This is a genomic window from Erythrobacter sp. W36 (assembly GCF_057364935.1).
Window position 1 is genome coordinate 1,809,274 of the sequence record NZ_CP200281.1, and the last position, 11,692, is coordinate 1,820,965.

The window sequence follows — 11,692 nt, forward strand, 5'->3', positions numbered from 1 at the left end:
TGGCCGACAAGTCCACCGGCATCGCGGGAAGATTATTCAGCTGGTTTGAGCAAGTCGAGATGGCTCACTTCAAGCGCCTGCGCGATCTCAAATACCGTGACGATTGTAGGATTACGTTTCCCGCGCTCCAAATCGCTCAGATATTGCTGCGACAAGCCGCAAAGCTCGGATAATTGCTCTTGTGTGAGTTCGCGCTCCTTACGAACGCGAGCACAGTTCTCGCCGACAAGTTTCCGCATATCCATCGCCAGAAACCATTGGCGAAGCTCAGCAAGTCTGTTTATCAACTATAGTATGTTGAACGGAGGCGGTAGTAGTGAGCACAGACAAACAAGAGCCATCAAAGACCAGCGTACTTGGCTGCGGGCCAATAACCGGCCTCCTTATATTCTTGGGCGTTGTTGGTGCAGCTCTTGCCCCCACGAATCCGCAAGCCGAACAGGCCAAGCCGACGCTTGTGTCCAAGTCAGAAGCTCGGTTCACAGACGACATCAGTATAAAGCTCTATGCCGAGACCGTGGTAAAAGAGCGATTGCGCGATCCTGGCTCAGCTGAGTTTTCTGATTTGAAAGTCTATTGGGCGGAAGGTGGCAAATCGGCCACCGTGTGCGGCCATGTCAACTCACGGAACGGATTTGGCGGTATGTCCGGCCGACAGGCATTCATCGCCTCGAGTCTGGTAATCATTCAGAGCGATCTTAAACCGGCCGAGTTTCAGAAAGTGTGGTCTGCTTTGTGCACTTCAAAGCCTGCACAAGCAGATGCTCGCGCAGGCTAAAGCTCAAAGACAACACAAACACACCGCATTGATCAGATTATTGCGTCGCAAAAACTGTCCCATTTGGGGGCAGTTTAGCGTCAGAGTCCGGTGTAAAGTTAAAGTATTTGTGCGGGTTGTTCTTACCCGCTATTCTTAGCACATCTGATCGAGAGCTCGGCCAATGGAGGCCTGACCTGATCTCAATCAGGCCTATGCGTTGTTCTTTCTGTGGCTGAACAACCGGTGCCTTTCTGTGGTTGGCATCTGAAGCATCGAAAAATTGAAAAACAAGCAAGTGCCGCGCGTGATGCGCCTCACTGCAACAAGCCGTTCGCTTGCAATTCTGCGGGCGGGCATCGCTACCATGTATCCAGACAGGATTTGACTATGACCACAACATTGAATGTAAAAAGCAAGAACGTTGCCGACCTCAAACCTGCCGAGCGCAATGCAAGGACGCATTCGCCCGAGCAAATCAAGCAGATTGCCGCCAGCATTGAGCAATTTGGCTTTACCAACCCCGTACTCATCGATGCAAAGGGACGGCTGATCGCTGACCACGGCCGCGTAGAGGCGACCAAACAGCTTGGGATGAAAGAAGTCCCGACCCTATGTCTCGATCATCTCAGCGATGCGGAAGTGCGAGCCTACATTCTCGCTGACAACAAGCTTGCGGAGAATGCAGGCTGGGATGAGGAGATCCTCGCGCTTGAATTCCAATATCTCGACAGCCTTGATCTCGATTTTGAGCTCACGCTGACTGGCTTTGAGATGGCCGAGATCGATGGCTTTCTGGCTATCGATGCAGAAGACGAGCCCGTTGATATCCCAGAAGTGCCTAAAGGCCCTGCCGTCACGCAGCCGGGTGAGCTCTGGGTTGTTGGTAAGCACCGGCTCTATTGCGGTGATGCGACCAAGACGGAATCGTTTGAAGCACTGTTTGAAGGCTCAAAGCCCGCGCAGATGGTCTTTACCGATCCGCCGTACAATGTGCCCATATTAGGCCATGTGAGCGGGCTCGGGGCTGTCCAGCATCGCGAGTTCGATATGGCTTCGGGCGAGATGACCAAAGAGCAGTTCGAAGCGTTCCTGAAATCAGTCTTCGAGAACTTGGCCTCTAGCTCAACCGATGGTGCGATCCATTACATCTGCATGGACTGGCGCCATATGGCTGAGGTGCTTTGCGCTGGCGAGGCTGCGTACGACGAGCTTAAGAACCTATGCGTCTGGGCCAAGACCAATGGCGGTATGGGATCGCTCTACCGTTCGCAACATGAGCTGGTGTTCGTCTTCAAGAATGGCACCAAGCCGCACATCAACAATGTGAAGCTTGGCAAACATGGCCGGTACCGGACCAATGTCTGGCAGTATCAAGGCATGAACAGCTTTGGTGTGGGGCGCGATGAAGATCTGGCCACTCACCCCACCGTCAAACCGATTGATATGGTTCAAGACGCAATCCTCGACTGCTCAAAGCGCGGCGGCATTGTCCTCGATGCCTTTGCTGGAAGCGGCACAACGCTGATCGCGGCACACCGCGCGGCCCGTGTTGGTTACGGGCTCGAGCTCGACCCGGCCTATTGCGACGTGATCATCAAGCGGCTGCAGGCAGAGACGGGCCTGAAAGCCAAACTCGCTGGCTCTGATGACACCTTTGAAGAGCGCGAGGCTGATACCAAAACCAAGGAGATGGCAGATGTCTAAGAAAAAAGGAGGCGGCGTCTACGGCGATCCGCCCAAAGAACATCAGTTCAAGCCTGGTCAAAGCGGCAATCCTGCTGGGCGGCCAAAGGTGCGAAGAACAAAAGGCCAGGGAGAGGCTTCATGAACACTCTTACTGAGATGGTCCTTAACGAGGCAGACCGGCTGCTTCCCCTGTCTGAGCGCGGTGAGAGATTGGAATTGCCAACGGCGCAGGTCATCCTGCGCCGAATGGTCAATGATGCGGTCAAGGGATCGCATCCTGCTCAGCGCGAGTTCCTGAAAATGGCCAGTGCAGCTGAAGATGAAAAGCTCAGCGCACAGGTGTCCATGCTTGAGGCTATGGTCGACTATCGGCAGAATGCGCAGGCCGAGATTGAGCGATGCAAGCTTATGGCGCTCGACCCGCCAGACCTTGTACCGCATCCCGACAATATCGAGATATGTTGGCAAACGGGCGAGGTCACCATCACCGGGCCCGTTAGCCCTGACGAGGCGAAGAAGCTCGATCACTGGCGCTCTGAGAGAACCGCTTTCGAGGGTGAGTTAGATGAGCTTACCAATGAGTTGGAAAAAGCAGATGACGCGGCCAGCATAGCTTTTATCGAACAGCACATAGAGGAAGCCAAGGGCTCTTTGGAAATGATCGATCGGATCATTAACTCGATTGTCAATCAGAAGGCTGTGTCAGGCGGCTAGCGCGCGAGAAAGAGGTGGACTTGGTGCTCAAAGCAAGCATTCGTTGAAACCGTGAGGAGGCCAGATCAGCTGGCTAAATCGCGCCTGGCATAGTCCAGGCTTGTCTTGGTGGGACGGTAGCGAGCCGTCTGCAACACGAAAGGCAAGCATGATGAACATCAAGATCCACCCACCTCGCAAAGGCACAAAACTCGCGCGGCTTCTGCATGCAATTAAAGGCCGAGGCGCGAGCACGGAAAGCCTGACAGATCAACTTGGCTGGCGAGCGCATACCATTCGAGCAGCTATCTCCAGACTGCGGCAGCGCGGTTATGAGATCACCTGCACCGATGCAACAAAGAAGGCCGGTCCAAGCCTCTACCAGCTCAAAGGCCCTTCCAAATGAGCCTGTGCACAGCTGATCCCACGCACAATGAATTAAGTCGAGGTGAGCTGAAGTCCATCTGGCTCGATGAAATCGGCCCAAACGCTCCAGCTCAGATCAACCGCAAGACACTGATCAAACTCCTCATCAATGAGCGTGAATGGAAGGCGAGTGGCCAGTCACGCAAGCGGTTTCAAAAGCGGCTTACGCGCCTTGTGGAAGCCGCTCATGCATCAAAGCCGCAAGCCCATGCAGGCAACCGCCTGGTCAGGGAATGGCATGGACAAGAGCATATCGTCGATGTGCTGCCCGATGGCTACCTTTGGAACGGCAAAGCATGGCGTTCGCTGAGCGCCATTGCGAAAGAGATCACCGGCACCAAATGGTCAGGTCCCCGCTTCTTCGGGGTGTCTGCATGACCCGTATCCGCTGCGCGATCTATACCCGCAAGTCGACCGAAGAGGGCCTCGATCAAAGCTTCAACTCGCTCGATGCACAGCGTGAAGCCTGCGAAGCCTATATCCGCTCTCAAAAACAGGAAGGTTGGACGCTCTTACCTGAGCATTACGATGATGGTGGAGTGTCTGGCGGCACAATGGAGCGCCCTGCCCTGCAGCTTCTCTTGAGCGAGATTGATGCGGGCCGGGTTGATATGGTGGTCGTCTACAAGGTCGACCGGCTTACCCGATCGCTTGCTGACTTCTCAAAACTGGTTGATCGCTTGGATGAGGCAGGCGCTTCATTTGTATCGGTCACACAGCAGTTCAATACCTCAACCAGCATGGGCTGAGCTAACGCTCAATGTCCTGCTATCCTTTGCACAGTTTGAACGCGAGGTCACTGCCGAGCGCATTCGCGACAAGATCGCAGCCTCGAAAAAGAAGGGTATGTGGATGGGCGGCCTTCTGCCTATTGGATATGACAAGGGCACCGATGGTCTCGTTATCAACGAGGCCGAGGCCGAGACAGTGCGGACGCTGTTCGGCCAATATCTACACCTGGGCTGTGTCCGGCGTCTGAAGGCCTTTGCTGATGAGCATAAACTCATTTCTAAAACCCGAACTAACGCTGATGGCATAGTCAAAGAAGGAAAGCCCTTCTCGCGAGGGCAGCTCTATCACGTCCTCTCCAATCCCATTTATCTCGGCAAAATTCGCCACAAAGATAATATCTATGACGGCCTTCACGATGCGCTCATCGATGAGACCCTTTGGGAACGGGTGCGAAGCCAGCTGACGAGCAATCGCACCGCTAGGGCCCAACGTAGCAATACTCAAAGCCGGTCACTCCTTGCTGGGAAGCTATTTGATGATCAAGGCGAGCCGCTCACGCCCAGCCATTCCAACAAGCGTGGCAAACGCTATCGCTATTATGTCTCCATGCACTTGGTGGACGGCCGCCAAGCCGGTCAGGAAGGCTACCGGCTGCCTGCCAAAGAGATCGAGCAGGCTGTTGCTCAAGCACTGCGACAAGACCGCGAACTACAACTTGCCTGGGCATCAAAAGGCAAGTCAGACCTGCATCACGAGGAAGTGCTCGATCATGTGGTCAAAGTGCAGTTTAACACCGAGCACCTTGCGATTGAACTCGCGATGCCGGAATCGGATACGCCAAGGACATTGTCAGTGCCGTTCACACGTCGGCGGCGCGGTGTTGAAATCCGGCTTGTCCTTCAATCAGGATCAAATCGTGAACCCGATATCGTTTTAGCTAAGCGCATTGCGCGCGCGATGAGCTGGGTTGATAAAATCAGGTCAGGAGCCTCGATTTCTGAAGTCGCTCAAAACGAAAATTGCTCGCCTGAGTTTATCAGCAACAATCTGCATTTTGGACTATTGTCCAGCCGGATCTTGGAGGCGGTGATAACTGGCAAACTGCCCCCTAACATCTCGACCCAAACCATCAGGCACATGCGGCAACTGCCAATGCAGTGGGCTGAGCAAGAAATCCTCCTTCTAGCCTAGCTGATTGATGTGTAATCGCCACTGCTGTTGAGGCAGTGCGCCAGGCGCGGTTTTCCAAGTTTTCCCTGTAAATTCCCTGTATTTTGCCTGGCCGACACTCCTCCGAACCTAACCGCCGAAATGGGAAAGGGAGACCAAGCCCCAAACCTGCGCTCTCTGAGACGGAATACGCCGATCTGGAGACGCAATCAGCGGCAAGCGGTGCGCTAAACCTGCGAAAGGTCGGCACAATTTCGTGGGCCGCCAGAAACGGCGCAGATGTCGAGACTGGGTGGCGGAGAGGGTGGGATTCGAACCCACGGTACCCAGAAGGCACAACAGTTTTCGAGACTGCCCCGTTCGACCACTCCGGCACCTCTCCGTATTGGGTGCACGCGTTTGTTTCAAAGCGCGGCTGTGAATGAGCGCGCTTGCACGTCTCATTCTGGTCGGGAGCGCCGTTAGCGCAGCCCCCTTGGCTTGCCAAGAGGGAATGCTCCTGCGTCTTTGCAATTGGGCCACACATGGCGGCAATTCGCATCAAAACACACCAAATCTGGCCAAAACTGGGGAGTGATCACCCTGCGCGCTTGTTTTGCAACTGCGAAGGTCCATATTCGCTGTCATGGAAAGCGCAGAGTTCTTCTCCAGCCAAGCAGGCCGCAAATTGACTGCACCGCGGCAGTTGAAGGCCCGTTTCGGTATTGGCGATGTCGTCTGCCACCGCCTGTTCGATTTCCGCGGCGTCGTATTCGATATCGACCCTGTCTTCGCGAATAGCGAAGAATGGTACGAGTCGATCCCGGAGGACATCCGCCCTCGCCGCGATCAGCCATTCTATCACTTGCTCGCCGAAAATGACGATGCGAGCTATGTCGCCTATGTTAGTCAGCAAAACCTGCTGGATGATGCGACCGGCGGCCCGGTTGATCATCCGACGGTCCCGCAATTGTTTGATGGCTTCAAGGACGGCCGCTATCAGATGCGCCGCTCACTGACGCACTAAGCGCTACACCGCGCACCTAGCTCTTCAGCTTCCACCCCGATTTCAGTACCGCATAGACCACGCCAGCCATCACCAGATTGAGCACCAGCAGTCCAACTGCCGCGCCCATAACCGCGCTGTCAGAGCCGATATCACTGCGGCCAAGGAAGCCATAGCGGAAGCCTGAAATCACGTAGAAGAACGGGTTGAAGCGGCTGACCGCTTGGAACGTCTCCGACAGGTTGTCGATCACGTAGAATGTGCCGGACAGCAGCGACAGCGGAGCGATCACGAAGTTGCTGATCGCGGCGTTATGATCGAACTTCTCCGCCCAGATTGAGGTCGCAAGACCAAGCAGCGCCAGCATCACCGTGCCCATGAAGGCAAACCAAACCACTGCCCACCAATGCTGGGGCGCCAAGGACACACCCGGCCACAGCAGCATCGCGAGCGAAACAGCGCCGCCAACTGCAATCCCGCGCGTAACCGCGGCCATCACGATCCCGCTCATCAGCTCTCCCGGAGACAATGGCGGCATCAAGAGGTCGATGATCGTGCCCTGGATCTTGCCCGACAGCAGCGAGAAGGACGAATTGGCGAAGGCATTTTGCATCATGCCCATCACAATCAGGCCTGGCGCGACGAAGCTGGCGAATGACACGCCCAGCACTTCGCGTCCGCCCCGCCCGAATGCGACCGTGAATATCACCAGAAACAGCAAAGTTGTGACCGCCGGGGCCCATACAGTCTGCGTCTGCACCTTGAGAAACCGGCGAACCTCCTTAATATAGAGGCTCCATAACCCAATGCGGTTGATCCCGGTGATAAGCGGGGTTCCACGCGGCGGAAACTGAACGGTGCTTGGCGCGCCTGCACTGCTAGGCGACACTTCATTGATGACAGCGTCTTCGTTTGCGCTGGATTGTGCTTGATCGGCCATAGGGGGTGCGGTTAGGGCGAGGGGGAATGGCATGCAAGTGCGGCGAGCTCGCCGGGCCGGTATGACTGGGGATGAGATTGATGGCGATCTGCGCAAATCTGCGCAGGCCGCACGCGCATCAGGCGCGATAGAGACAGAATGGAGTTTCAATGGCTTGGACCGATGAGCGAATTGGTACGCTCAAGAAGATGTGGGAAGGCGGCTCGACCGCCAGCCAGATTGCTGAGGAACTGGGCGGTGTTAGCCGCAATGCAGTGATCGGCAAGGCGCACCGGCTGGGCCTGAAGTCCCGCCCTTCCCCTGTGAAGGCCAATGAGAAGAAGAAGGCGGCCAAGAAGGCTGCGGCCAAACCAGCCGCCAAGAGAGCGCCGCCCAAGACCGCCGCTAAGGCCCCGGCGGCAGCAGCGAAGCCCGCGGCCAAGCCCAGCGCTGGCGGCGCGCCTGCTGCTGCGCCAAGCGGCCCAGCGGCAAGCGGCATCCCGTCTCAGCCTCTGCCCGATCCGCGCCCCGATCTGCCCAAGATCGTCTCGGTCGGCCCTGGCGGCTTCCTGAGGCAAGGCCCCGGTGATCAGCAACCGCCGATCCCGCCTGCACCGCCGCGCCGTCTGGTGCCTGCCAAGCCAAGCCCAGAGATCGCGGACAAGACGAGCCTGCTCGACCTGTCTGAGAAGGTGTGCCGCTGGCCGATGGGTCACCCAGGCGAGGCAGACTTCCACTTCTGCGGAGAGGCCGTAAACCCGGGCTTTCCGTATTGCGTCGAGCATTGCGGCCGGGCCTATCAGGCACAATTGCCGCGCGGTGCTCGCCGACCCCCACCGCCTTTGCCATTTGGCGGCCCACGGGTCCGCTAAGGCCCGCATTAGCAGCATAGGCCGCGCATCCTTCCGGGTGCGCCCACACCGATCACTTGACAAGCGAGCCGCCAGACTGTGCGGCTCGCTTTGTCGTGCGTCAGGCACGTTTGGAACGGCTGGAACACAGTACAGGGCCAAAAAACCAATCGATTGAAAGCGCCCTGATTGATCGGAAAAAGCGATCACACGGGCCTGCGTAGAAGCCCACCAGCAAAAGCCCGGCCGAGCGCACCAACCTGCCCTCTCCCACACTTGCACGCACAAGCACCAAGACAACTGCAAAGCACGCATTAGGATTCGCCAAATGACCATCCCGCCACCCTGCGCCCACGAACCAGCAGTAGGAAAGTGTTTCGCGGATCCGCTCTCCCAAACCTTTCCCCTAATGCGCCTGTCCATAGGCCTGCCCCCATGTCTTGCGTTCTCACCGCACGCCCGGCAAAACGACCCTCGACATACATTCGCTCAGAGCCGCATACGGAGAACACCATGCCCATTTCGCTTCACGCCGCCTTCGTTCCCAGCGGTCTCCAGATGATCGGCACCGGCCGCCATCTGCTCAAAAAGGGTGAGGCATGGTGCGATGCGCAAGGCAAAGACCATAGTGACGTTCTGAACGCTCGGATCATTGAGGATATGCTGCCCTTCACTTATCAGATGAAGTGTATAGCCGAGCACACCGTCGGCTCGCTCGCCGCCGTACAGGCTGGGGTTTACAGCCCGGATCTGAACCCGCCGCCGGGAACCTTTGCCGATCTGCACGCAAAGCTCGATAGCGCAGAGGCTGCTTTGGGTGCCCTGACAGAGGAGCAGATGGAAAGCTGGGTCGGCCAAGACATGCGGTTTGAATTCAAAGACATGAAGATGGATTTCACGGCAGAGAACTTTCTGCTGAGCTTTGCTCAGCCCAATTTCTATTTCCACGCCGCCACCGCCTATGACATCTTGCGGATGCTTGGCGTTGAGGTCGGCAAGCGCGACTTTACCGGCGCTGTGCGGATCAAAATGCCGTCATGATGTCAGCCATCGGCGATTAGTGACGGTGCGCCGCAGCTTCATGATTTTACGAGTGTTTACGCCTCCACCCGCCGCTACCTTGGTAAGCGGCGAGCGATAAGACACGCAATTGCGCCCGGAGCCTCAATGATGACTTTTTCCAAACTCGCCGCCGCCCTCCTCCTTGCTGGCACCGCACTGGCCTTGCCCAGCGCCGCCCAAGCAGAAATTCCCGCATCCGTGCGCGCGATGATCGAAAAGGCTGAGGAAAGCGACGACGTCGAGGCGATGCAGGTTTTGATCGATCTGGCGGATGAGACCTTTCCGGGCAATGCCGATGAACTCAACGCCATCATGTCACGCTTTAGAGAGCGTGTAGCGATCAAAACCGCCGCTGCGCAAGCGGCCGAGGCAGAGGCCGAACAAGAGGCCATCCGCAACGCGGGCATCTTGCAAAACTGGTCGGGCAAAGGCGAATTTGGCGCGTTCCGCTCCACCGGCAATTCCTCCAACACCGGGGTCACCGCCGGAATTGAGCTGGGCCGCCAGGAACTCGGCTGGCAGCAGAATTTCAAATTCCTCGCCGATTTCCAGCGCAGCAATGGCGTGACCACGCGCGAGCAATTCCTCGCCGCCTATCAGGCCGATGTCGACATCAATGACCGGCTGTTCGCTTATGGCCTTGGCCAATGGGAGCGCGACCGTTTCCAGGGCTTTTCTGCGCGCGTCTCCGCTTCGGGTGGCCTAGGCTACCGCGTGCTGACGGAGAACCCGACGCTGACCGTGCAGGCCGGCCCTGCCTACCGCGTCACGCGCAGCACCACGGGCGAAGTCTCACGCAATATCGCCGGGCTCGCCGCGCTCGATTTCGATTGGGAGTTCGCAGAATCCCTGAAACTCACTCAGGATGCGAGCGCCTTCATCCAATCCGGCAACAGCACCTACACCAGCACCACCGGCCTGCAGGCATCGCTCAGCGACAATCTATCCGCGCGCATTTCCTACGCGGTCGAGCACGACACCAACCCACCACTGGGCGCGGTGCAAACCGACACGCTGAGCCGGATCACGCTGATTTACGACTTTTGAGGTGGGGTGAGGCCTTGGGGCGCAAGTGGTCGGAAAATCGGCCAGCCTCTCATGAGCCACAAATTTTCGTTAAGACCTCCTAGCGTAAAGCGAACCCGCCCCGACAAGCGACAGCTCATCGAATTCAATTGCTCGACAGCTCGCGATCTTGTTGCTGCAATTGCGACTTTTTCTTGAGAAAAGGCCTATAATACGACGCCCATTCATGGCATTCAAAAAAGGCATGTGCTTTAAGGAGGGTAAATCAAGGTGAGAGAAGTAGTGAATTTCGGGCGCGCCTTTTTGGGTTTCTCTGCGTTGCTGGCGGCTCAAGTCGCTCAAGCTCAAGACGATAGCGTTACACTTGAAGGATATGCGTCACGTCTAGAGCCGCTCAAGGTCGCCCTGTTTCTGAAACAGGACGAATTGCTTGTTGGCAAGGATCCTGCTGACAAAGGAGAGATCGGCGGTGGTCTAATTGGTGGATTATTCGATTCAGTTGTCCGTAGCGGCGCCAAAAACGCCATCGAACCTTCCGTTCGCCAGTTTCGTAGAGATGAAATCGCAAACGTCCTATTTGACGCTGTGCAAGAGGGCCTTTCTAATTCGCAATCCTTCAAACTCTACGATAGCATAGTCCGGAGTGACAATAGCTATCAAACTAAACAGGAATTGCTGAGAACGAGTGGTGAGCTGCATATGCTTGCAGCCGATTGCTCTTTCAATATTAGTGTTCGCTTTCAATCGTTGTATGCTGCCTGTGCTCTCGAATTAATGGACATTACGAAAATCACTGACGAAGCCATAACAGAAGAGCGGAAATTCGATCGTGCTTTGGATTATCGGCAGTTCATCGTCACCGAAATTTCAATCGCCAACCCAGCAAAATCGGTTGGTGGAAGGCGAGAACAATGGAGCCGGAACTCGGGAGAATTGCTTGCCGTTGGACTGACTCATGCCGCTTCAAAACTTGGTTATTTAGCAAGCGAACAAGTTCAACTGACAAGTAGCAAGGTTGCGGCGATCAAAGAGAATACGAAGTATAAATTCTTCACAGCCTACGTTGGGATGCCAATTTTTCATCGCGGAAATGCATATTCTGGCGAAGAAAATGTACGTTGCCGATACGGTCCAAATACTGGCGGAGACTCATACCTTTACAAGCCGGGCGCAGATGGCCTGACTATTTTAGAGAAGGATGACAACCTTTTCTATCACTGGTCGTTTTTGGATCCAGCAGGGCCACCGACAAAGCGTTGCCGCTCATAAGCCTGCACAATCGGAGGACGCGAGCTTGCAGTCTGATTTTTGAGTTGCGGGTCAAAATAACTTCCATGCTTAGCGTAAAACATGAACTGCACTTGTCTATCCGCTTTCACCTC

At 56.0% G+C, this 11,692-nt stretch carries 14 protein-coding genes, 1 tRNA gene and 1 pseudogene; 13 read left to right on the forward strand and 3 right to left on the reverse strand.

The annotated features are described in order from the left end of the window. Nucleotides 1-32: 32 nt before the first annotated feature. Complete coding sequence (locus tag AC0V6U_RS08770) at nucleotides 33-245, reverse strand: helix-turn-helix domain-containing protein (RefSeq protein WP_486169435.1); 213 nt, start codon at nucleotides 243-245, stop codon at nucleotides 33-35. A 71-nt stretch (nucleotides 246-316) separates the two neighbouring features. On the opposite strand from AC0V6U_RS08770, the gene AC0V6U_RS08775 reads away from it, so the two are divergent. The 8 genes and pseudogenes from AC0V6U_RS08775 to AC0V6U_RS08810 all read left to right on the forward strand — a co-directional run bounded on the left by AC0V6U_RS08775 (nucleotide 317) and on the right by AC0V6U_RS08810 (nucleotide 5,488). Further along, the gene (locus AC0V6U_RS08775; protein ID WP_472642794.1) at nucleotides 317-778 is read left to right on the forward strand and encodes a hypothetical protein; all 462 of its coding nucleotides are present in this window, start codon (nucleotides 317-319) and stop codon (nucleotides 776-778) included. Between the two features lie 369 nt (nucleotides 779-1,147). After that, on the forward strand, nucleotides 1,148-2,464 hold the full coding sequence (locus AC0V6U_RS08780) for a site-specific DNA-methyltransferase (RefSeq protein WP_472642795.1): 1,317 nt from the start codon (nucleotides 1,148-1,150) through the stop codon (nucleotides 2,462-2,464). Continuing rightward, nucleotides 2,457-2,588, forward strand: coding sequence for a DUF5681 domain-containing protein (locus tag AC0V6U_RS08785; RefSeq protein ID WP_472642796.1), 132 nt, complete (start codon nucleotides 2,457-2,459; stop codon nucleotides 2,586-2,588). The genes AC0V6U_RS08780 and AC0V6U_RS08785 overlap by 8 nt, the downstream gene beginning before the upstream one ends. Next, nucleotides 2,576-3,160: pseudogene (locus AC0V6U_RS08790) on the forward strand (DUF5681 domain-containing protein); the annotation flags it as partial. The gene AC0V6U_RS08785 and the pseudogene AC0V6U_RS08790, both read left to right, overlap by 13 nt. Nucleotides 3,161-3,311: 151 nt before the next feature. Next, the gene (locus tag AC0V6U_RS08795) at nucleotides 3,312-3,545 is read left to right on the forward strand and encodes a DUF3489 domain-containing protein (protein WP_486169436.1); all 234 of its coding nucleotides are present in this window, start codon (nucleotides 3,312-3,314) and stop codon (nucleotides 3,543-3,545) included. Beyond that, nucleotides 3,542-3,943 carry a DUF2924 domain-containing protein gene (locus AC0V6U_RS08800; RefSeq protein WP_472642799.1) on the forward strand — a complete coding sequence of 134 codons (402 nt, stop codon included), beginning with the start codon at nucleotides 3,542-3,544 and terminating at the stop codon, nucleotides 3,941-3,943. Before AC0V6U_RS08795 ends, AC0V6U_RS08800 begins: the two co-directional genes overlap by 4 nt. Continuing rightward, nucleotides 3,940-4,314, forward strand: coding sequence for a recombinase family protein (locus tag AC0V6U_RS08805; RefSeq protein WP_472642800.1), 375 nt, complete (start codon nucleotides 3,940-3,942; stop codon nucleotides 4,312-4,314). Before AC0V6U_RS08800 ends, AC0V6U_RS08805 begins: the two co-directional genes overlap by 4 nt. Nucleotides 4,315-4,417: 103 nt before the next feature. Continuing rightward, nucleotides 4,418-5,488, forward strand: coding sequence for a recombinase family protein (locus AC0V6U_RS08810; protein ID WP_486169437.1), 1,071 nt, complete (start codon nucleotides 4,418-4,420; stop codon nucleotides 5,486-5,488). Nucleotides 5,489-5,760: 272 nt separating this feature from the next. On the opposite strand, the gene AC0V6U_RS08815 is transcribed toward AC0V6U_RS08810, so the two are convergent. After that, a tRNA-Ser gene (locus tag AC0V6U_RS08815) sits at nucleotides 5,761-5,849 on the reverse strand. A 243-nt stretch (nucleotides 5,850-6,092) separates the two neighbouring features. Between AC0V6U_RS08815 and hspQ the strand changes: the two genes are divergently transcribed. Beyond that, on the forward strand, nucleotides 6,093-6,473 hold the full coding sequence (hspQ, locus tag AC0V6U_RS08820; RefSeq protein ID WP_472642802.1) for a heat shock protein HspQ: 381 nt from the start codon (nucleotides 6,093-6,095) through the stop codon (nucleotides 6,471-6,473). Nucleotides 6,474-6,489: 16 nt separating this feature from the next. Here hspQ and AC0V6U_RS08825 read toward each other — a convergent pair whose 3' ends face one another. Beyond that, a complete protein-coding gene (locus AC0V6U_RS08825) occupies nucleotides 6,490-7,392 on the reverse strand; it encodes an ABC transporter permease (protein WP_472642803.1) in 903 nt (300 codons plus the stop codon). Between the two features lie 149 nt (nucleotides 7,393-7,541). Between AC0V6U_RS08825 and AC0V6U_RS08830 the strand changes: the two genes are divergently transcribed. From AC0V6U_RS08830 to AC0V6U_RS08845, 4 genes are all read left to right on the forward strand, one after another. Further along, the gene (locus tag AC0V6U_RS08830; protein WP_472642804.1) at nucleotides 7,542-8,243 is read left to right on the forward strand and encodes a GcrA family cell cycle regulator; all 702 of its coding nucleotides are present in this window, start codon (nucleotides 7,542-7,544) and stop codon (nucleotides 8,241-8,243) included. Nucleotides 8,244-8,735: 492 nt separating this feature from the next. Next, nucleotides 8,736-9,263: a DUF1993 domain-containing protein gene (locus AC0V6U_RS08835; protein WP_472642805.1), complete on the forward strand. Its 528-nt coding sequence runs from the start codon at nucleotides 8,736-8,738 to the stop codon at nucleotides 9,261-9,263. 129 nt (nucleotides 9,264-9,392) lie between these two features. Beyond that, entirely contained in the window at nucleotides 9,393-10,331 is a 939-nt protein-coding gene (locus tag AC0V6U_RS08840) for a DUF481 domain-containing protein (protein WP_486169438.1), read from the forward strand. Nucleotides 10,332-10,580: 249 nt separating this feature from the next. Then, nucleotides 10,581-11,579, forward strand: coding sequence for a hypothetical protein (locus tag AC0V6U_RS08845; RefSeq protein ID WP_472642807.1), 999 nt, complete (start codon nucleotides 10,581-10,583; stop codon nucleotides 11,577-11,579). Nucleotides 11,580-11,692 lie beyond the last annotated feature (113 nt).